The organism is Amycolatopsis sp. NPDC102389 (genome assembly GCF_044765885.1).
Lineage (GTDB): Bacteria > Actinomycetota > Actinomycetes > Mycobacteriales > Pseudonocardiaceae > Amycolatopsis.
Window position 1 is genome coordinate 1 of the sequence record NZ_JBIWKX010000053.1, and the last position, 20,243, is coordinate 20,243.

16 protein-coding genes are annotated in these 20,243 nt (G+C 69.6%); 12 read left to right on the top strand and 4 right to left on the bottom strand.

Going from position 1 to position 20,243, the window contains the following annotated elements; all coding sequences use genetic code 11:
• Positions 1–365: 365 nt before the first annotated feature.
• The 7 genes from ACIRGA_RS32170 (at position 366) to ACIRGA_RS32200 (ending at position 9,297) form a co-directional block, all read left to right on the top strand.
• Positions 366–812 carry a hypothetical protein gene (locus ACIRGA_RS32170; protein WP_400948164.1) on the top strand — a complete coding sequence of 149 codons (447 nt, stop codon included), beginning with the start codon at positions 366–368 and terminating at the stop codon, positions 810–812.
• 85 nt (positions 813–897) lie between these two features.
• Positions 898–2,124 carry an amidohydrolase family protein gene (locus tag ACIRGA_RS32175; RefSeq protein ID WP_400948167.1) on the top strand — a complete coding sequence of 409 codons (1,227 nt, stop codon included), beginning with the start codon at positions 898–900 and terminating at the stop codon, positions 2,122–2,124.
• Positions 2,125–2,219: 95 nt separating this feature from the next.
• Entirely contained in the window at positions 2,220–2,468 is a 249-nt protein-coding gene (locus tag ACIRGA_RS32180; protein WP_400948169.1) for a phosphopantetheine-binding protein, read from the top strand.
• Entirely contained in the window at positions 2,465–4,021 is a 1,557-nt protein-coding gene (locus tag ACIRGA_RS32185; RefSeq protein WP_400948172.1) for an amino acid adenylation domain-containing protein, read from the top strand. Before ACIRGA_RS32180 ends, ACIRGA_RS32185 begins: the two co-directional genes overlap by 4 nt.
• Before the next feature lie 20 nt (positions 4,022–4,041).
• Positions 4,042–6,459, top strand: coding sequence for a condensation domain-containing protein (locus ACIRGA_RS32190; RefSeq protein ID WP_400948174.1), 2,418 nt, complete (start codon positions 4,042–4,044; stop codon positions 6,457–6,459).
• Between the two features lie 13 nt (positions 6,460–6,472).
• Entirely contained in the window at positions 6,473–7,762 is a 1,290-nt protein-coding gene (locus ACIRGA_RS32195; RefSeq protein WP_400948176.1) for an MFS transporter, read from the top strand.
• Positions 7,759–9,297 carry an amino acid adenylation domain-containing protein gene (locus ACIRGA_RS32200; protein WP_400948179.1) on the top strand — a complete coding sequence of 513 codons (1,539 nt, stop codon included), beginning with the start codon at positions 7,759–7,761 and terminating at the stop codon, positions 9,295–9,297. The genes ACIRGA_RS32195 and ACIRGA_RS32200 overlap by 4 nt, the downstream gene beginning before the upstream one ends.
• Positions 9,298–9,503: 206 nt before the next feature.
• Here ACIRGA_RS32200 and ACIRGA_RS32205 read toward each other — a convergent pair whose 3' ends face one another.
• From ACIRGA_RS32205 to ACIRGA_RS32215, 3 genes are read right to left on the bottom strand one after another with little or no spacing between them, the layout of a single operon-like run.
• Positions 9,504–10,610, bottom strand: a complete 1,107-nt coding sequence (locus tag ACIRGA_RS32205) for an acyl carrier protein (RefSeq protein ID WP_400948181.1) — start codon at positions 10,608–10,610, stop codon at positions 9,504–9,506.
• A complete protein-coding gene (locus ACIRGA_RS32210) occupies positions 10,607–11,335 on the bottom strand; it encodes an alpha/beta fold hydrolase (RefSeq protein ID WP_400948184.1) in 729 nt (242 codons plus the stop codon). The genes ACIRGA_RS32205 and ACIRGA_RS32210 overlap by 4 nt, the downstream gene beginning before the upstream one ends.
• Positions 11,332–14,466 carry an amino acid adenylation domain-containing protein gene (locus ACIRGA_RS32215; protein ID WP_400948188.1) on the bottom strand — a complete coding sequence of 1,045 codons (3,135 nt, stop codon included), beginning with the start codon at positions 14,464–14,466 and terminating at the stop codon, positions 11,332–11,334. The genes ACIRGA_RS32210 and ACIRGA_RS32215 overlap by 4 nt, the downstream gene beginning before the upstream one ends.
• Positions 14,467–14,609: 143 nt before the next feature.
• Between ACIRGA_RS32215 and proB the strand changes: the two genes are divergently transcribed.
• From proB to ACIRGA_RS32230, 3 genes are read left to right on the top strand one after another with little or no spacing between them, the layout of a single operon-like run.
• Positions 14,610–15,722: a glutamate 5-kinase gene (proB, locus tag ACIRGA_RS32220; RefSeq protein WP_400948191.1), complete on the top strand. Its 1,113-nt coding sequence runs from the start codon at positions 14,610–14,612 to the stop codon at positions 15,720–15,722.
• Positions 15,713–16,963, top strand: coding sequence for a glutamate-5-semialdehyde dehydrogenase (locus ACIRGA_RS32225; RefSeq protein WP_400948194.1), 1,251 nt, complete (start codon positions 15,713–15,715; stop codon positions 16,961–16,963). Before proB ends, ACIRGA_RS32225 begins: the two co-directional genes overlap by 10 nt.
• A gap of 13 nt (positions 16,964–16,976) precedes the next feature.
• Positions 16,977–18,146 (top strand): pyridoxal phosphate-dependent aminotransferase, encoded by a 1,170-nt coding sequence (locus tag ACIRGA_RS32230; RefSeq protein ID WP_400948198.1) that lies wholly within the window; start codon positions 16,977–16,979, stop codon positions 18,144–18,146.
• Positions 18,147–18,196: 50 nt separating this feature from the next.
• On the opposite strand, the gene ACIRGA_RS32235 is transcribed toward ACIRGA_RS32230, so the two are convergent.
• Positions 18,197–18,994 carry a hypothetical protein gene (locus ACIRGA_RS32235; RefSeq protein WP_400948203.1) on the bottom strand — a complete coding sequence of 266 codons (798 nt, stop codon included), beginning with the start codon at positions 18,992–18,994 and terminating at the stop codon, positions 18,197–18,199.
• Positions 18,995–19,209: 215 nt separating this feature from the next.
• Between ACIRGA_RS32235 and ACIRGA_RS32240 the strand changes: the two genes are divergently transcribed.
• Both ACIRGA_RS32240 and ACIRGA_RS32245 read left to right on the top strand, forming a co-directional pair.
• Positions 19,210–19,854, top strand: coding sequence for a lytic polysaccharide monooxygenase (locus ACIRGA_RS32240; RefSeq protein WP_400948206.1), 645 nt, complete (start codon positions 19,210–19,212; stop codon positions 19,852–19,854).
• 207 nt (positions 19,855–20,061) lie between these two features.
• Complete coding sequence (locus tag ACIRGA_RS32245; RefSeq protein WP_400948209.1) at positions 20,062–20,190, top strand: hypothetical protein; 129 nt, start codon at positions 20,062–20,064, stop codon at positions 20,188–20,190.
• Positions 20,191–20,243: the final 53 nt, after the last annotated feature.

A 20,243-nucleotide genomic window follows, 5' to 3' on the forward strand; every position in this document is an offset into this window, starting at 1 on the left:
TCCTTTCACCGCATTAGACGCGGCGAAGGGAGCCTTCATCCCATCATCGGGCCGCCCGAGAACACGCCACGTTTGACCGTCGGCTCAATAGAACCCCACTTGCCACTCACGACCCGCGCGAAGATACGTAGAGTTCCCAAATCGGTCACTTCAGGCTGCGAAAGCGTCCTTTATGGACGCTCGGCCCGCGCCGGCCCTCTTCGGCAAGGTCGCTCCTGTTATCCGGTCATCACGCAACCTTGCCTAGCCCCTCGATGACCCCCTAGCCGCCCCGCCCGCGGCGAAGGCCCGACAGGCCTTCGCCGCGGGGCATCGGCGTCTTCGACGGGCACGGACGCCTCTTGATGGCGTGATACCGTTGCGGCATGGGTGATTTCGATTTCCTCGTAGGCTCGTGGACGGTCCTCAACCGCCGTCTGACAAAGCGGCTCGCCGGTAGCGACGATTGGGTGGAGTTCACCGCGCCCGCGAAGAGTTGGAGCCTTTTCGAAGGAAAGGCGAACGTCGATGAAATCATTTTCCCCGACGGTGTGCGGGGACTGACCCTGCGGTTGTTCGACCCGGTCGCCCGCAAATGGTCGCTGAACTGGTCGAGCAGCGACACCGGGCGCCTCTTCCCGCCCGTCTTCGGCAGTTTCACTGACGGACACGGCGTCTTCTACGGCGAGGACACCGAGGGTGACACGCCGGTACGGGTGCGGTTCGTCTGGTCGGACATCACCGAGGATTCGGCCCGCTGGGAGCAGGCCTTCTCGGTCGACGGCGGGGAGAGCTGGGAGGTCAACTGGGTCATGACCTTCACCCGTGCCTGACGATCATATTTCCGCGAGCGGCGATCCGCGGTGCGCAATCGTCGCCGCGTGACCGAACCGCTCGCGGTCTGCTTCTCTGGCCCGCATGCAGCAACGCATCGAAGCCACCCAACTGATTCCCGGACGCGGCACGCCGATCATGGACGGTGTCGTGATCGTCGACGGCGACAGGATCCGCTACGCCGGTCCGCGTGACGGGGCGCCGGCGACACCCGGCGCCGACGTCACCCGCGGGCATACCGTGATGCCCGGAATGTGGGACTGTCACGGGCATTTCATGGGCCTGCGCAGTGCGGACCTGCACGATCTGATGCACGAGCCGATCGCCTTGCGGTCGGCTCGGTGCGTGTCGGACCTGCGGGCCTGCCTCGACTCGGGCTTCACCTCCATCCGCGAGGTCGGCGGTCTCGGCATCCATTTGGCCCGCGCGGTCGCCGAGGGCACCATCGAGGGGCCGACGATCTACAGCGCGGGTACGGCCTTGTCGACCACCGGTGGGCACGGCGACATTCACGGCTTCCCCGTTCCGTGGATCAACGACTTCGGCCATCTCGGCGGGGAGTTGCGGCTTGCCGACGGACCGGCCGAATGCGCGCGGGCCGCCCGCGAGCAGTTGCGCAACAACGCGAAGCTGATCAAGGTCTTCGCCTCCGGCGGTGTTCTGTCCGAAGTGGACCATCCGCACCATCAGCAGTTCACCGATGCCGAGCTGGCCGCGATCGTCGAGGTGGCGGGGCAGGCCGAGCGCGTGGTCGCGGCGCACTGCCACGGCAAGGCGGGCATCATGGCCGCGTTGAAGGCGGGGGTGCGCACCATCGAGCACGGCACCTATCTCGACGACGAAGCCGCCGCGGCGATGCGCGAGACGGGCGCGATCCTGGTGCCCACCCGCGCGATCATGCACCTCCTGCTCACCAGCGATCTGGTTCCGCCCTATGCCAAGCGAAAGCTGGAAGAGGTGGCCGGACGGCATCTCGACGCGATCGCGCTGGCCCGCGAGGCGGGCGTGACCATCGCGCTGGGTACCGACCTCGCCATGACCGGCCCCGATCGGCCGACCCAATGGGGAAGAGGCGGAATCGAGCTCTCGCTGATGGTCAAGGGCGGAGCCGCGCCGCTGGAGGCGATCGAGATGGCCACGGCCACCGCGCCCGCCACCCTCGGACCGCAGGCACCGCGCTCCGGGCAGCTGCTGGCCGGCTACGACGCGGACGTACTCCTGCTGGACGCGGATCCGGTGCTGGACATCGATGTCCTCGCCGATCCCGCGCACGTGACCGACGTCTGGAAGTCCGGCCGCCAGGTGAAGTGACGGCAACAACGGCCGTAGAACCCGAGTACATCGAGAGAACAGCCGCGGCGGCGATGGTCTCGGTGACGAAGCCCCGGCTCCATGGAGAAATGCCCATGAGTGACACGATTGTCGATTTCGACGCCATCATCACGCGGTACGCGACCTTCACCTTCGACGACTCGACGCCCTTGCTCGACGCGGGGCTGGAATCGCTGGCCCTGCTGCGTCTCGCGGTCGATGTGGCGGGTGACGACGACGCCGAGATCGACGCCACCCGGCTGGTCGATCTGCACACGGTCGCCGATCTGAAGCACTGGCTGGCCGATCTGGCCGCCGCCGGTCAGGACGGGGGCACGCGATGACGACCCGCAGACTCTTCGACTGGTTCGACGATTCGGTGGCGATTCACGGTTCCTCGACGGCGATCGAGGTCGCCGGGCTCACGTTGACCTACGACGAACTGCGAGCCGCCGTCGAGCGGATGGCGGTGCGCCTGGTGTCGGCCGCGGGCAGACGACCGGAGCGGGTCGGCCTGCTGACCTCGCGCAGCCTCGCGAGCTACGTGGGCTACCTGGCGATCCAGCGGGTCGGCGCGGCCGTGGTGCCGCTCAACCAGGGCGCGCCGGTCGCGCGGAACCTGGCGATCACCAAGGACGCGGGCCTGGACGTGACGATCGTCGACGACACGTCCGCCAAGCAGTTGCCGGAGTATCCGCGGCAGTCGGGTATCCCGATCGTCGACCTGACCGGTGACCGGTGGCGTGGCCTGCTGGAAGGCGGCGAGCCGCTGCCCGAGATCGGTTCCGGCGACGGGGACGTCGCCTACATCATCTACACGTCCGGCTCGACGGGGAGCCCGAAAGGTGTCCCGGTGACACACGGATGTGTGTCCTCGTTGCTGGAGGACAACATCCGCCGGTTCGGCTTCACAGACGACTGCCGGGTTTCGCAGACTTTCGAGCTCTTCTTCGACGGTTCGATCGTGGAGCTCTTCGCCACCTGGGGGACCGGTGCGACGTTGTGCGTCCCGCAGCACAGCGAAGTGTTCGCGCCTGTGCGTTTCGTCAACGAGAAGCGGCTCACGCACTGGCTTTCGGTGCCGTCGATCATCTCGTTCGCGCGCAGACTGCGGGCGCTCGCGCCGGGCAGTATGCCCAACCTGCGCCGGGGAATGTTCGGCGGCGAACCGCTGAACCTCGAACAGGTCGAGGTATGGCGGGCCGCCGCACCCAACGCGACCATCCACAACTGTTACGGCCCAACGGAACTGACCGTCATCTGCACCGGATACGAAGTGCCGGCCGCACGCGCCGACTGGCCGGTCACCTCGAACCGGTCCATGCCGATCGGTGAGCTCTTCCCGCATCTGGACTACGTCCTGCTCGACGAGGAGCTCCGGGAGACCGAGGACGGCGAGCTGTGCGTACGCGGCCCGCAGCGTTTCCCCGGCTACCTGGACCCCGATGAGAACGCCGGGCGCTTCCTGGCCTTCGACGGCGAGCAGGGCACGGTCTACGACGGTGCCGAGCCGTTGACCGACGGGCACTGGTATCGCACCGGTGACCGGGTGCGCCGCGAGAGCGGCGAGCTGGTCCATCTCGGCCGCGTCGACGACCAGATCAAGGTCCGGGGCAACCGGGTCGAGCTGGGCGAGATCGAGTCGGCGCTGCGGCGGCATCCGTCGATCGCCGAGGTGGTCGTGGTGGCGCTCACCGCCGCCGACGGCGAAGTGGACCTGCACGCCGTCTACGCGGGCGATCCCGTGGACGAGCGCGAGTTCGTCCGCCTGCTAGAGGACCTCCCGGTCTACATGCGACCGAGGGGATACCACCAGCGCGACAGCATCCCGTTGGCCGCCAACGGAAAGGTCGATCGCAAAGGGTTGACCGAAGAGATCCAGCCGATCGTCCGCTGAACACCGGAAAGGACTTCCCGTTGAACGCTCCCGTCGCGACGGACACCGGCATGTTCCCGGCCAGTGCCCTCATGGAGATGCTGTGGTGGATCCATCAGAGGGCCAAGAACAAGTCCGTCTACAACCAGACCTGGCCGCTGAAGGCCGACCGGCCGCTGGACTTCGACGCCCTGCGGGTCGCCTGGCAGGCCGTGGTGGACCGCTACGAGGCGATGCGCGCGAGCCTGCACCACCGTGACGGCGCGATCATGGTGTCCATTGTGGACCATGTGGACGTCGAACCGCAGCGCATCGTGATCGAGGATCCCGGCTCCGTGCCGGTGGAATCCCTGCTCAGGTCGATCGCGGGGGAGATCCAGGAGCGCCCGCTCGCGCTGGACGTCGCGCCGGCGGCACGGCTGGTGGCGGTGACCGTCGGCGATCAGCACGAGTTGTTGGTGACCGTCCACCACGCCCTCATCGACGGATGGGGGATGCAGCTGCTGATGGACGATTTCGCCACGGCGTACGCGGCGGCCGTCGCCGGTGAGGAGCCGGATTTCGGCGCCGAGCCCCCGGTGTCGTTCCGGGAGCACATCCTCGCCTCGAACGCCGCCCGCGCCGACGGCCGCTGGGACGCGAGCCTGAAGTACTGGCGCGAGAAGCTCGACGGCGCGGTGACCACGACCCTGGTCGCCGACCGGCACACCTACACCGGCACCGGCAACAAGGGCGGGATGGTCCGGTACGTCTTCAGCAAGGAGGCCGTCGACGGCATCGGCGAGCTCGCGAAGCGGTACTTCACCACACCGTTCAGCGTGCTGTTCGCCGCGTTCCAGACGGTGCTCGCCCGTGGCGGCGCCGGATCGGAGGTGTGCACGGGCCTGGTCAGCGCCAACCGCATGACGCCACAGGACCAAGCGCTGGTCGGGTATCTGGCCAATGTCCTGGTGACCAGGACCGTCGTCGAGGACGGCGACTCGTTCGGCGCGGTGGTCGAGCGGGTCCGCGACGGGATGTGGGACAGCCTCGCCCATCAGACCGTGCCGTTCTCCGTGGTGTACGGCGCGCTCACCGAATCGGCGCAGGCCCGGCTGCGGGACGCGATCCCGCTCCTGGTCACCTGGTACGGATCGATCGGCGTCGGGCTGCGCCTCGGCGACGTTGAGCTGAAGCTGCAGCGCGCGCCGAACCGGGCGGCTCGTACGGACCTCGGGTTCGGGGTGTTCGACTTCGACGGCGAGTACATCGTCGAGTCCGAGTACAACGTCGGCCGGTTCGACCATTCGACGGCGCGACGCCTGTTCCAGGACATCGACCGGGTCCTCGCGGAGGGCGGCCTCGATCCGGAGTTGCCGGTGGGCACCATCGAAGTCGGCTCCAGGACCGCGCCCGCCTATCTGGAACACACCATCACGACGGCCGATCTGGACACCACGGAGATGCCGGAGTCCGCGGCGCTCGACCAGGTCCGCGGGGTCTGGACGGAGGTGCTCGGCACTCCGCCGACCGGAGCGGACGAAGACTTCTTCGCGACCGGCGGCCGGTCGCTCAAGGTCGTCCAGTTCGCGTCGGCCCTCGAGTCGGAAAGCGGCGTGACGCTGGACATCACCGGGTGGCTCACCGAGCCGACCCCGAGGCGGGCGGCCGAGCAACTCGATGGCGGCGCCCACGCCGACGACGGCAGCACTCTGGTCGTCCTGCGGGACGGCGACGGCCCGCATCTGCATCTGCTGCCCGGCGCGGGCGGCACTGTGCGGGACTACCACGAGCTGGTGGCCGAACTTCCGTCCGACTGGCGGGTCACGGCATCGCAGGAACGCACGCCGCTGGACTCGATACCGGCGATGGCGGCGAGGTTCCGCGCCGATCTCGACGCCGAGGACCTGCGCCCCGATGTGCTCGGCGGCTGGTCGATGGGCGGGCAGATCGCGTTCGAGATGTCTGCGACCGGTCCAGGCGCCCCGGCACCGGTGGTGCTGCTCGATTCGACACCACCGGTCCGGCACGACATCCCCACCGACGTGCGAGACGCCGTGGTGTACGAGGTCTTCGCCGAGAACATGGCGGCGACGTTCGGCGCGACCCTCGACGGCACGCCCGCCCGGACCACGCCGGGGGATCCCGAGCTGGCGATGCGGGTGCTGGCCGCCCGGCTGGCCACGGCGAGCGGGCAACCGGTGTCGGTGCCGATGCTCCTCGAGCGCTGGACGACGTTCAACCGGCACACCGACGCCGTCGGCTCGTACTTCAACGAACGGCCGCTCGCGGTTCCCGCGCTGCTCGTCCGGGCGGAGCTGACCGATCACCAGGTGGACCAGTGGACCAGCCAGTTCACCGCCTCGCCGCACCTGATCCGGGTCGAGGCCGACCACTACGGCATCCTCCGGCCCCCGGTGATCGCGGAGATCGCCGGCGAGATCGTGCGACTCCGCGCCACCGCAACGCAATCAGTGTGAACTTGGAGGAGCTGTGTCCGAGCGACCCTCGACCGTGCCCGCCGTCGCGACCGAGCCCCGATCGTCGCCGCGGCGCAACGAGTGGCTGCTGATCTCGTTCACCGGGACGACCAACACCGCGGACGCCGTGATGCGGGTGGCGCTTCCGTTGCTGGCCACCACGGTCACCGATTCACCGGCGTTGATCGCCGCGGTGGCGATCATGCTGACGCTGCCGTGGCTGATCACCGCCCTGCACATCGGTGTCCTGGTGGACCGCAAGAACCGGCGCTCGCTGATGGTCGGGGCCGAGTTCGCCAGGATGGCCGCGATGGCGGTGATGCTCATCGCGGTCGCGGCAGGGGTCGTCAACCTGCCGCTGATCCTCGCCGTGGCACTGGTACTGGGTGTCTCCGAGGTGGTCGCGCAGCTGTCCGCGATGTCGATCATCCCGTCGGTGACGCCGAAAAGCCGATGGCAATCGCTGAACGCGCGGCTCACCGCGACCGAATACGTCACGTTCAGTTTCGTGGGCGCGCCGATCGGCGGCTTCCTCGTCGCCGCCGGATTCGCCGTGGCGCTGGGCGCGAGCGGCGCGGTGTACCTGCTCGGCGCGGTGCTGCTGACCATGTTGGTCGGCGACTTCGCGGTGAAGCAGGCCAAGGAGCGCCGTCCGGCAAGGGAGGAGATCCGCGAGGGGCTGTCGTTCCTGTGGCGGCACCGGTTGCTGCGGACGATGGCCGCGCTGATCACCGGCATGGCGGGTTGCTGGGCGGCCTGGTACGCGCTCATCCCGGCGTACGCCGTCGGCGGGCCGCTCGGTCTCACACCCGCGCAGTACGGATTCCTGCTGACCAGCCTCGGCGCCGGCGGCGTGCTCGGCACGGTCCTGGTCGGCCCGGTCAACCGGTTGATCGGCCGGCGCTGGGCGATGTTCGCCGACATCGTCGGCACGGTGCTGATGGTCGGGGTGCCCGCGGTGGTGCCCGGTACGCCCGCCAGTGTCTGGCCGGTCGGTGTCGCCGCGTTCTTCGCGGGCGTCGGCGGGACGATGTGGACGGTGAACTCCCGGGTGATCAGTCAATCGCTGGTGCCCAACGAGCTGCTGGGCCGGTTCAGCGCGGCGAGCAGGCTGCTGTCCTGGGGCATGCTCCCGGTGTCGGCGGCGATCGCGGGCGGTCTGGCGGAGCTGTTCGGCTTTCAGGTCGCGTTCGGTGTCTTCGCGGTGGTCTGCCTGCTGATGATCTACCCCTTCCTGCGGGTGATCACGGCCGCCGCGATCGCCGAGGCCGACGCCCCGGCCGGGGAAAGCGGCGAGAAGTGATCGATCCACAAGGGACGCTGTACGGCTGGTTCCTCGACACCGTCCGGAGATGCCCTGGTGCGACGGCCATCGAGGTCGGTGAGGACGCGCTGAGTTACCGCGAGCTCCGGCTGCTGGCCGACAGGTTGGCGGCCGGGCTGGTGCGGGCGGCGGGCAGGCGTCCGCGCGCGGTCGGGCTGCTGGCCGCGCGCAGCCTCGCCACCTACGCCGGTTATCTCGCGGCGCTACGGCTCGGTTCGGTCGTCGTCCCGCTCAACCCGAAGTTCCCGGCCGACCGCAACCGCACGATCTGCGCGGCGGCCGGGGTGGACGTGGTCGTGGTCGACGACGCGGACGCCGCGGAGGTGGTGGACGGCACGGGCGCCGTCGCGCTGCCCCTGCTCGGCGACTGGCCCGAGCGGCTGCCCGAACCGTGGAACCCGCCCTACGACGGCGATCCCGACGCCGTGGCGTATCTCCTGTTCACCTCCGGCTCGACCGGAACGCCCAAGGGCGTGCCGATCCGGCACCGCAACGTGGCCGGGTATCTCGCGCACTGCGTCGAGCGGTACGCGGTCGCGCCCGGTTGCCGGCTCTCCCAGACCTTCGACCTGACCTTCGACCCCTCGGTGTTCGACCTGTTCGTCTCGTGGAGCACCGGCGCGACCCTGGTGGTGCCCTCCGACGCGGAGGTGCTCACCCCGGCCCGGTTCGTCACCGGCAAGCGGATCACCCACTGGTACTCGGTGCCGTCGGTGGTTTCGCTCGCCGGCCGGCTGCGCGGGCTGCGCCCCGGCGCGATGCCGGATCTGCGCTGGAGCGTTTTCGCCGGCGAGCAGCTGACCATGGAGCAGGCCAGGGCCTGGGCCGCCGCGGCACCGAACAGCGTGCTGGAGAACGCCTACGGTCCCACCGAACTCACCGTCACGGTCACCGCGTACCGGCTACCCGTCGATCCCGGAGCGTGGCCGGACACGTCCAACGGAACCGTGCCGATCGGCCGGGTGCACGACGCGCTCGACGCGGTGCTGGTCACTGAAGACGGCCGCGCCGGCGAGGACGGCGAGTTGTGCGTTCGCGGCGGACAGCGCTTCGACGGCTACCTCGACCCCGCCGACGACCAGGGCCGGTTCTTCCGCGGCGAAACGTCGTTCGTCGTGGCCGACGGCACGCCGCGGGACGGTGATTGGTACCGCACTGGAGACCGCGTCCGGCGGGAACACGGCGAACTCGTCCACATCGGACGGTTGGACGATCAGGTCAAGATCCGCGGTTATCGCATCGAACTGGGCGAGATCGAGGCCGTGCTGCGGAAGCATCCGGGAGTGCGGGACGCCGTGGTGATCGCCGTGCCGGCGCGTGGCCAGACCGTGCTGCACGCTCTGCACACCGGGGAGCCGGTCGACGCGGGCGAGCTGACCGCCGCCGTCGCTCGCCGCCTCCCCGAGTACATGGTCCCGGCCGCGGTGCACCACGTCGATGTCCTGCCCGTCAACGCGAGCGGGAAGATCGACCGGCGCCGCCTTGCCGCCGAGGTGACCGACGCCGCGCGGTGACGCCGTCCCCTGTGATCAGAGACGTAACTCGCGTGACCAGAGACGTAACTCGCGTGATCGTGCACGTAACTCGCGTGATCAGAGACGGACCGCCTCCCCGCACGCGAGTTACGTCCCCAAGCACGCGAGTCACGTGCTCGATCACGCGAGTTACGTCTTCTTCGCACCATGGCTCGGCACGGACCACCCGGATCGTCGCCGGCGGGTCAGCCCGCGGCCAGCCGCGCGAAGGTCGCGCACAGCGAATCGATGTCCTGCAAAACCTGAGGGGTCAGGTCTTCGTCGCCGAGTACCACCGCCAGCCGCGACTCGACGCGTTCGATGATCTCGACCAGCCCGAACGAGTTGTAGTTGGGCAGTTCGCGCAGGGTGGTGGCGGCGCGCACGGTGGGCTCGTCGATCCGCAGCACGTCCTGGATTGCGGCGATCACCGCGGCGCGGGCGGTGTGCCGGGCGGCGAGCCGGGCCGCGATGGCGACGTCCTCGTGGAGAAGGCGCCCGAGGTCGTCGAGCACGGCAGTGCCCGGGGCGCCGGTACGGGACCGGCGCGAGGCCACATAGCTTTTCGAGGCGAGGGTGAGCCAGGCCTGGGCCTGCTGGTCGACCTCGGGGCTCGGCCGGTCGTGCCGGGCGAGCCAGGCACCGTGCAGCAGGCGCGAGCGGCCCAGCAGCCAGATGTCGAGCACCAGGCCCTCGCCGTGGTCCGCCGCGAGATAGGCCTCGATGGCGGGGACGGCGTCGGCCATCGCCTTGGCGTTGGCGGCGAGGATGTCCGGACGCTCGGCGACCGGTTCGACGGCGAACTGCAAGGCGGTCGCGGCGGGCAGCATGGCGTCCAGTTCGCCGGGGGAGAGCCGCCACACGCCCGGACGGCACGGGCCCCACGGGGTCTCGTCGTGGTAGGCGTCGACCACCGTGTCCGATGTGGACAGCAGGAACGTGTGCTCGGTGTGGCGGCGGCCGGCATATGGCGTCCACGTCAGGCCGTGCGCGTCGGCGATCACGTACAGCGGACCGGTTTCGTCGGCCAGCGCCCGCAGCCGCGCCCCGTCGATGCCGTCCCAGCGTCGCTCCACTCGCAGGCCCAGCGTCTCGTGCGCGGCGGCCAGCCGGTAGGGCAGGGAGGCGGCCACCCTCGGCCCCGGCTCGAGATCGAATCGCAGCGGGGCACCGAGCGACAGATGCGCGCCCGCCCCGCCGTGCCGGTCGGCCAGCACGGCGAGGTTGGCCTGCAGGCAATCCAGCGCGTCCGCCCGCAACGTCTCCAGCAGCGGCGACCAGAGCCGGTCGTACGTCTCGGCCAAGGAGGTCACGATTCCCGCTCCAGTCCGAGAAAGGCGTCGACCTCACCGGTGAGCCGGTCCAGGTGCCGCGGTTCGAACACTTCGTAGTGGCCCGCGTCCAGGGTCGCCGTCCGCAGGTCCGGCGCGAGCTCACACCACCGTCGCAGCGCCACGGTCCGGCCGGAGATGCCGTCGTCGGCCTCCGTGCACATCAGCAGCAGCGCCCGCCCGGGATACTCGCGCTCCGTGGCGTACCCGGCGAGCGCGTGCACCTGTGCTCGGAAGGTGCGCTCCACCCTGGCGACGGTGTGTTCGTCCGGCCGGGGGCCGAGGCCGGCCACGATGAGCTTCCTGATCCGTTCGTCGTCCTCGGCGGAAGCGTGCCGGGGCAGCGGCGAACTGTCCACGATCACCAGATCCGGCCGCGGCCCCTTGTCGGCCAGCCGTACGCACATCTCCCAGGCGACGGTGCCGCCCAGCGACCAGCCGAACACCAGCGCGGGGGTGCGGTCGCCGAGCGCGGACAGGGCGGACTCGGCCATCGCCGCGATGCTGTCCTCCGGCGGTTCCCCCGGTACCAGCCCGGCCGCCCGCACGGCGTAGACGCTGTAGCGACTGCCGAGGTGGGAAGCCAGCCGCAAATACGGGTTCAGCCCGCCGCCCGCGCCGGGCAGCATCACGCAGACCGGCCGATCCTTGCGGCGTACCAGGGTGACCAGCCTGCTCGGCGGCTCTTCGCGTACGGGCTCGGTCATTGCCGGACCAGCGCTGCCAGCGTCGCCACGGTCGGCGAGCGGAAGAACTCGACCAGCTGCACGGCCACGCCGTACCGCTCCTGCACCTGGCCCACGACGGTGAAGATGTTCAGCGAGTGCGCGCCGTACTCCAGCACCGGACGGTCCCGTTCGATCCGGGGTACGCCGAGCACCTCGGCCCAGATGCCCGCCAGCTCCCGCTCGAGGTCGTCGGCGTACTCGGCGGCGGGTGCGGGTTCCACCGCCCGCTGCGCGCTCAGCCGTTCGGCCAGCGCCACCAGCGCCGCCCGGTCGGTCTTGCCGCTGAGGGAGGTCGGCACGGACTCGATGTCGACGATCTCCGCCGGTGCCATGTACGACGGCAGCCGCTCGGTGAGCGCGGCCCGGACCCGCTCGTGGTCCGGCGCGGCGCCGGGTTCGGGCAGCAGGAAGAGCAACGGCCGTCGATCGATCCCGTCACCGCGCACCGCGGCCACCGCCTGACGTACGTCCGGCAATCCGGTCGCCACGGCTTCCAGCTCGCCGAGTTCCACCCGATAACCGCGGATCTTCACCTGGGTGTCGTTCCGGCCGAGGAAGATCAGCGCACCGGCTTCGTCGCGCACCACGTGATCACCGGTGTGGTAGAGCGTTTCGCCCGGGGTGAAACCGTCGGGCAGGAACCGCTCGGCGGTGCGCTCCGGGTCGTTGACGTACCCCTCGGCAGGCGCGTGGCCACCGAGCAGCAGCTCGCCGGCGACACCCGCCGGCGCGAGATGACCGGTCTCGTCGACGACGTGCGCGGTCACGTTCGGCAGCGGCAAGCCGATCGGGACGTGGCGTGACCACGGCGGGTCGGCCGCGGTCAGCCGCCATGTGGTCGCGGCGTTGGTCTCGGTCGGCCCGTAATGGTTGACCAGTGTGCACTGTGGATGGTCGGTGAAGAACGCGCGGATCTCGTCGTCGACCAGCAACTGCTCGCCCGACACGCACAGGTATCGCAGTGCCGGGAGGTGCACTCGCACGGACTGCACGAACGGGCGCAGCGCCGCCACCGGAAGGTAGAGGTGGGTCACCTCGGTGTCGGCGACCCGGCGCACCAGCTCGGGGAAGTCGCGCCGGTCGGCGGGTTCACGCGACACCACGGTCGCCCCGGCCAGCAGCGTGGGCAGGATCTCCTGGAACGACACGTCGAAACCGGCGGGCGCGTATTGCAGGAATCGGCTGTCCGCGGTCATGTCCAGCGCGGAGATCTGCCAGGCGGCGAGATTGAGCAGCGGCCGGTGCCCCATGAGCACGCCCTTGGGCAGGCCGGTCGAGCCGGACGTGAACATCACGTACACCGGGGACTCCGCCGTCGCGGCGTTCGCACTGTCCACATCGGACTCGAAAGCGGCGTGCGGAGCGACCTCGACCCCATGCAACGTGACACCGGAGCCGATCACCACCCGGCAGTGGGACTGCCGCACCATGTACGACAACCGGTCGGCGGGCAAGCTGGACTCCAGCGGCAGGTAGGTCGCGCCACGCCGCAGGATCGCCAGTATCGACGTGACGGTCTCGCTGAGGGAATCAAGCCGTAGCCCGACGACGTCGCCCGGGCCGACCCCGCGGCCGGCGAGCCCGGAGGCGATGCGCTCGGCGGTACGGGAAAGTTCGCTGTAGGTGAGCGTGCGGCCGGGTTCGGTGACCGCGACCGCGTCCGGAGTCCGGCGTGCGGTCTCGGCGAACCACTCGTACAGGGTCGGCGCCGGCACCTCCGCCGGATACCCGTCGTGGCGCCGGCTTCGCACGGCCGAGGCGTCGTCGAACAGTTCGGCGAGGGTGAGCGTGCCGTCGGACACCGTCCGGCGCAGGGCGGTCCGCATCGAGTTCAACAGCCCGTCGGCGACCGCGGGCGGGATCAGCGCGCTGTCGTACTCCAGTTCGAGCAGCCACCGGCCGTCGACCAGGGTGGCACCCAGCCACAGGTCGAATTTGGCGGTGCCGTTGCCCGGCTCGTACGCGCCGACCACCGCGCCGGTCCCGGTCGCCGGGTCGAACGTGTCCTGCATGGCGAGCATGCAGGAGAACAGGGGATTGCGGTCGCTCTGCCGGTCCGGCCGCACCTGCGCGACCAGCTGGTTGAACGGGACGTCCACCGCGCCGCGGCAGTGGTCCACCGCGGCACGGACGGTCTTGTCGAGGTGTTCGTCGACGGTGCGCGTCCAGTCCACGTCGACGGTGACCGGCAACGTGTTGACGAAGAATCCGCACAGGTCGTACGAGCCGATCGTGCGTCGCGCGGTGAACGGGCTGCCGATCAGCACCCGGTTCACGCCGCCGTGCCGCGCCAACACCGTGCCGTACACCGCGGACAACACCGCGAACGGGCTGACGCCGAGCCGTTTACAGGTGGCCTGGAATCGCTCGGAATCGGTTTCGCCGAGGGTCCACGAGATCCGCTGCCCGGCGAACTCCGTCCGTTGTGGACGGTCGGGACGCGGGTACAGCACGAGCGGCGGGACTTCGCGCAGGCGCTCGGCCCAGGTGGTCACCTGTTCGGCCGTCCGCGCCGAGCCCGCGGCCCGGTTCTGGGCGTTGAGTTCTTTCACCAGCGCGGTTTCCCGGCTCACCCGCAGCGTTTCCACATCGATCGGGCCGGCCAGGGCGCGGTCGAGGTCTCGCACGATCGGGCCCATGGAAACCCCGTCGCCGACCAGATGGTGCCCGCAGATCAGGATCGCCGCGGCACTGTCGTCGGTGGCGCGCACGAAACCGAAGCGGTGCACCGGTCCGGTCGTCAGATCGAACGGCGCGCGGCCGATTTCCCTGCCCAGCGTGGCGAGGGTGGCGGCGTATTCGGACGGCGGCACGGAGATCGACTCCAGTGGCAGCTCGTCCGGGGTGGGCGGGGGCCGCAGTACGGCGTGCATGTCCGGATGCAGCCGGAACACCTGGCGCAGCGCCGGCTGGACGGTGACCAGGGCGACCAGCGCCCGGGTCACCGTCTCGGCCAGCGGACCGGCGCATTTGGCCGGGTCGAGGTCGAATTGGATGACCTGGTTGTAGATCTGCTTCGTCGGCACCAGGCTGTCCACCACCAGCAGTCCCTTCTGGGACTCGGTGAGGGGGAGGGTCGCCGTGTCGGCCAGCTGGAGTTCTGCTGTCATGCCGAGAGCGTCGCCGGATCCGATGTACGGCCGATGTTCCGGCGATGCAGGTGTGCTGTGGCGCCTCGTCCGGCCCCGGCGGAACACCGGCGGAGTATCGCGAGCACATCGGCGGTACATCGACGGCGGTGAGCATCTGCCCCATGTCGACCAACAGCTTGCCCGCCACCGCGCCGCCGACCGAGGATCTGGCGCCGCAGGGGGGCCGGGTGGTGCTCAAGATAGGCACGTCCTCGCTGCTCACGGACGGCAGGCTGGACGCGGTCAAGCTCGACCGGCTGTGCGAGATCGTCCACAGAGGACTCATCGCGGGTCTGCGTCCGGTGCTGCTCGCGTCCGGTGCCATCGCGATCGGGCGCGGCAGGCATCCCGCACTGGCCGTGGACGATCCGGCGGCGTTGCAGGTGTCCGCCGCGCTCGGCCAGTCTCCGCTGTACTCGGCCGTCCAGGCCGCGTTCGCCGAACGCGGCGTGCAGACCGGCCAGCTGCTGCTCACCCCGCCCGACCTGGTCGAGGACGAGCGGGGCGGAGGCGTCGGGCACACCCTGCACACCATGCTGGCGCTGGGCATGGTGCCGGTGGTCAACGAGAACGACGCGCTCGGCGTGCGCAACAACGACGTGCTCGCCGCGCTGCTCAGCGGCTATCTCCAGGCCGAATTGCTGCTGTTGCTGACCGACGTGCCCGGTCTCTACGACCGCAATCCGAAGCTGGCCCCCGGCGCCCGGCGCATCGAGGAGGTGCCGGTGCTGACGGCCGAGACCGAACGGCAGGCGGGCGGCGCGATCGGCGACGGCGGCACCGGCGGCATGGTGACGAAGCTCGGCGCGTGCTGGATCGCCACGATCAGCGGGGTGCGCACGGTCATCGCGGAGAGCGCGGACCCCGGCGTGCTCGTCGCCGCGCACGGTGGCCGTCCGGCGGGCACGGTGTTCCACCCGCGCGCGGTCACCGGCGCGACTCCCGGCATCGGAACGCTCTGGCGCGCCTTCCGGACCCCGCCGGTCGGGGCGCTGCACTGCACCCCGGCGGGCACCGAGGTCGTCATCCGCGGTGAAACCGTGTGCCACCACCACATCGCCGCCGTCCACGGCACCGTCGCGCCCGGCGACGTGGTCGACATCTGTGACCAGCACGGGCGACCGCTCGCCCGTGGCCCGCTGAGCCGCGCCGTCGAGCCCGGCCGCCCGCCGACCGCACCCGTCGTCGACGGTGGCGACTACGTACCGATCATGGAGGATCCGCCATGTCAGTGACCGACGTCTGCCGCGCCGCGGCCGAGGCGTGGACCGAGCTCAAAGGACTGACCACCGCGCGCAAGAACGCGCTGCTGCTGGACATGGCCGTCGCGATCGAGGAGCACCGGGAGCGGATCGTCGCGGCCAACGAGACGGACGTCGCCGCCGCCCGTGACAACGGCGTTTCGGCCACACTGGTCGATCGGCTGACCCTGACCGAGCGGCGGATGGCGGGCCTGGTCTCGGCCATCCGGACCATCGCCGACCTGCCCGATCCCGTCGGCCAGGTGGTCGAGGGCTGGACGAGGCCCAACGGCCTGCTGATCGAGCGGGTCCGCGAGCCGATCGGCGTGGTCGCGGTGATCTACGAGGCACGGCCCAACGTCACCGCCGAGGTCGCCGCGCTCTGCCTGAAGTCGGGCAACTGCGCGGTGCTGCGCGGCTCCTCGATGGCCATGGCGACGAACACGGCGATCATGGCGGCGCTGGACAGTGCGATCGCCCGGCACGACGAGGTGCCCGCCGGCGCGGTCCAGCTGCTCACCGACCCGTCTCATGACGCCGCTCGGGAACTGATGCGCGCCAAGGAGTTCGTCGACCTGCTGGTACCACGCGGCGGGCCGGAGCTCATCGAGTCCGTCGAGCGAACCGCCACCATGCCCACGGTGATCGACGGCGCCGGCAACTGCCACGTCTACATCGACCACTCGGCGGACCTGGAGATGGCCACGGCGGTCACGGTCAACGCCAAGACCTCCCGGCCCAGTGTGTGCAACGCCATGGAAACCCTGCTGGTGCACGAGGAACTCGCCCGGGACTGGCTGCCCGAAGTGCTCGACGAACTGTCGGCCGCGGGGGTGGAGATCCGCGGTGACGCGACCGTCCGCGAGGTCTGGCCCAAGGCGGTCGCCGCGAGCGAGGAGGACTGGGGTACCGAATACCTCGACCTGGTGCTGGCCGTCCGGGTGGTGCCGGACGTGGGTGCGGCGATCGCGCATATCGACCGGTGGGGCACGTCCAACGCCGAGGCGATCGTCGCACGGGACATCGACGTGGCCCGCCGGTTCGCCCGCGAAGTGGACTCCGGCAGCGTGTTCGTCAACACCTCGACCCGCTACTCCGACGGCGGCGAGTTCGGCTACGGCGTCGAGATCGGCGTGTCCACCCAGAAACTGCACATCCGCGGTCCGATCGGGCTGACCGCGCTGACCACCGTGAAGAACGTCGTCTGGGGTACCGGCCAGACCAGGATCGTGTAGGGGAGCGAGTCCAGTGTCCATCGTCCGAACCGCGTCGCCGATCCGCCCGTCGTCCCTTGTGGACAACGCGGCGCAGGCACTGTCCATTCAGTACAACAACCTGGTCTACGAGCTGAGCGCGGCCGGGCAGGACATCATCACGCTTTCGCTCGGCGAGGCGTTCTTCGACCTGCCGCTGCCCCGGTTCGACGACCTGGCCGGGCACGGCCTCCATCACTACTCGCACTCCCGGGGGCTGCCCGAGCTGCGGCAGCGGCTGGCCGAGTACTGGGCCGATTTCGACGTCCCGGTCGACCCGGACACCGAGATCGTCGTCACCGCCGGTTCGAAGGTGGCGATCTACATGGTGTTGCTGGCGCTGCTCGAGCCGGGGGACGAGGTGATCATCCCGGAGCCGTTCTGGCTGAGCTATCCGGAACAGGTGCGACTCTGCCGCGGCGTTCCGGTGCTGGTGCCGCACGACGTGAGCGTGTTCGACTTCGCCCGCTACGTCACGCCGCGTACCAGGGCCATCGTGATCAACAACCCGAACAACCCGTCCGGCCGAGTGCACACCGACGCGGAACTGGAGTTCGTGCACGACCTGGCGGACGCGCGGGGCCTGGTGGTGATCGCGGACGAGGCGTACCACGAGTTCGTGCCGCCGGAGACCCCGTTCCGGGCTTGTGGCTCGTTCGACCCGGAGCTGCGGCACACCGTCACGGTCAACTCGATGTCCAAGAACTACGGCGTCTCCGGCTGGCGGGTCGGCTACCTCATCGCGCATCGCACGCTGATCGATCAGGTGCTGAAGATCAACCAGCATCTGATCACCTGCGCGCCGACGATCCTGTCCTGGTATCTCGCCGAGCACTTCGACGACATCCTGGCCATCACCCGCCCGCAGATCCGGCGCGTCGTGGACCTGCGCCGCGAGGTCGCGGGCCAGCTCGCGGACATCGGCATCGAGACCCTGCCCGGCTCGGCGACCTTCTACCTCTTCGCCTCGCTCGGAAGGTCCACTTTGGACTCGATGGAGTTCGCCACCCGGCTGCTGCGGGAAAGCGCGGTCAGCGTGGTGGCGGGCATCGCCTACGGTGAGTCGTGCGACCGGCACATCCGCGTCTCCGTGGGCACGGAGTCGCCGTACCGGGTGGCCAGGGGCATCGCCGAAATCCGGAACCTCATCGACGCCACGAGCTGACGCGTCAGGTGCACGGGCCGGGCGGTGCGGCGCCCGGCCCGTGCGTGCCGTCAGGCCAGGCGGACCTGGAAGACGGCGACCCGGGCGTCGTGCCCGTCCACGCGCATGTCCACGGTCTTGGTGTCGATGAACTGCTCCTGGACGACGCCGTTGCCCGCCAGCCAGTTGATGCGGTCGATCCCGGTGCCGAAGCACCGGCGCTCCGCGTCCAGGCCGGTGGCCTTGTAGTAGTTCGGGTTGTTGGTGTCCGCGGTCCAGAAGACCAGGCGCCCGACGTTGTGGTGCGCGAGCACGCGACTGGCGTGGATCCTCTTGTGCTCGTTCCACTCGTCGCGCAGGTCGGCGCGCTGGTCGCCGTTGTACGCGTTCGCGATGTAGTGCGAGTTGATCAGCGCGAACTGGAGCGTCGGATAGCTCTGGTGCCGCACCACGACCTCGTTGATCCAGCGCGGCGGGGTCACCCCGGTGATGCCGCCGTGCACATACGTGGTCTTCGCGCTCGCCACCTCCCACGGCTGCGGGATCGAGATCGGGACCCGGAACGACGATTCGTGCCGCAGGAACGCGTTGTTGTACAGGGGCCCGAAGTAGTGGTCGATCATCGCGGGTTCACCGGTGTCGCCCTCGTTGATCTCCTGCCAGCCGACCAGGGGTCGCACTTGGGAGTCGCAGTTGCGGACGGCGTCGATCGCGGCTTCGCGCGCCCCGAGGTTGTCGCGGCCGATGTTGGCGGTGACGATCGGCAGCCGGATCCATCCCGTCGCGGCGGAAGCCGTGCCGGTACCGGCGGCCATGACGCCGAGTGCGGCACCACCACCGAGAGCGAGCGCCTTGCGTCTGTTGAGCATTCCGGACAAAGCAGATTCCCTTCTCGCGCTATCGCTGCGGGACACAGCCCGTCAAAGTGTCACAGAATGCGGTGCGATTGTGACCCCTGTGCGTCAAAACTGCCGCTTTGCCGGTCATGCGCGAATTCGCCGCGCCCGACTTTCGGGCCTACAGGCCGGTGCGCCGGGACCTCTACCGTGGTGTGGTCTAGACCTCTCATGAGAGGAACGTTGCGATGAAGTTTTCCCGCTCCGTTGTCAAAGTCGCGATAATGACCGCCGTGCTCGGCACGGTCTCGGTGTTCACCGCGGTCCCCGCCCTCGCGCACGGCTCGATGGGCGACCCGATCAGCCGGATCATGCAATGTTTCCAGGAGGATCCGGAGAACCCGCAGTCCGCCGCGTGCAAGGCCGCCATCGCGGTGGGCGACAGCTGGCCGATCTACGACTGGGACGAGGTCAACATCGGCGACGCCGACGGCCGCAGCCGCGAGATCATCCCGGACGGCAAGCTGTGCAGCGCCGGCCGGGACAAGTACAAGGGGCTCGACCTGGCCCGCGCCGACTGGCCGGCGACCACGTTGCCGGGCAGTGGCCCGTACACCTTCCGGTACCAGCTGACCGCCGCGCACGAGGGCACCTTCGAGCTGTACGTCACCAAGCCGGGCTACGACCCGACGAAACCGCTCAAGTGGTCCGATCTGGAAGCCACGCCGTTCTACAAGCAGGACAACCCGCCGATCGCCGGCAACGCCTACCAGCTCAAGGCGAACCTGCCCGGCGGGCGCACCGGCAGGCACTTGATCTACTCGATCTGGCAACGCCACTGGCCCGACTCCGGCGAGGCCTTCTACTCCTGCTCGGACGTGATCTTCACCTGACTCCTCGGCCCAGCCGGGTCCGTGGGGCACGAAGGCCTCCGGTCGATGAAGCGGTTCCCAGACGGCTTCACCGACCGGAGGCTTTCGTCTGTCAGCGCGGTTCGGCGAACTCGGTTCGGCGCGTGGCTCCAGAGACCGGGTTGACATGTCAGCTATTTCAGTCGAGACTGAAATAGCTAGCAACAGTCTGGCTGAGAGGTGACGGAGATGGTCCTGCGGCCCGAGCCGGTGATGTTCAACAGCCTGGGTACCCGGTGTGCCGGTGACCTGTACCTGCCGGAGGTGGATACCCCGCCAGGCCCGCCCGGCCGCCGTCACTCCGCCGCCTGCCCGTGAGTCGGTGGCCGCCATGACACAGTGACGGCCGACGAGCAGCCGAGGAGGGCGCC

Bases quoted from the DNA above. Each gene is read 5' to 3' on its own strand.
- proB (WP_400948191.1), top strand. From the start codon at position 14,610: ATGTCGACCAACAGCTTGCCCGCCACCGCGCCGCCGACCGAGGATCTG.
- ACIRGA_RS32240 (WP_400948206.1), top strand. From the start codon at position 19,210: ATGAAGTTTTCCCGCTCCGTTGTCAAAGTCGCGATAATGACCGCCGTG.
- ACIRGA_RS32245 (WP_400948209.1), top strand. From the start codon at position 20,062: ATGGTCCTGCGGCCCGAGCCGGTGATGTTCAACAGCCTGGGTACCCGG.
- ACIRGA_RS32170 (WP_400948164.1), top strand. From the start codon at position 366: ATGGGTGATTTCGATTTCCTCGTAGGCTCGTGGACGGTCCTCAACCGC.
- ACIRGA_RS32175 (WP_400948167.1), top strand. From the start codon at position 898: ATGCAGCAACGCATCGAAGCCACCCAACTGATTCCCGGACGCGGCACG.
- ACIRGA_RS32225 (WP_400948194.1), top strand. From the start codon at position 15,713: ATGTCAGTGACCGACGTCTGCCGCGCCGCGGCCGAGGCGTGGACCGAG.
- ACIRGA_RS32235 (WP_400948203.1), bottom strand. From the start codon at position 18,994: ATGCTCAACAGACGCAAGGCGCTCGCTCTCGGTGGTGGTGCCGCACTC.
- ACIRGA_RS32185 (WP_400948172.1), top strand. From the start codon at position 2,465: ATGACGACCCGCAGACTCTTCGACTGGTTCGACGATTCGGTGGCGATT.
- ACIRGA_RS32215 (WP_400948188.1), bottom strand. From the start codon at position 14,466: ATGACAGCAGAACTCCAGCTGGCCGACACGGCGACCCTCCCCCTCACC.
- ACIRGA_RS32210 (WP_400948184.1), bottom strand. From the start codon at position 11,335: ATGACCGAGCCCGTACGCGAAGAGCCGCCGAGCAGGCTGGTCACCCTG.
- ACIRGA_RS32180 (WP_400948169.1), top strand. From the start codon at position 2,220: ATGAGTGACACGATTGTCGATTTCGACGCCATCATCACGCGGTACGCG.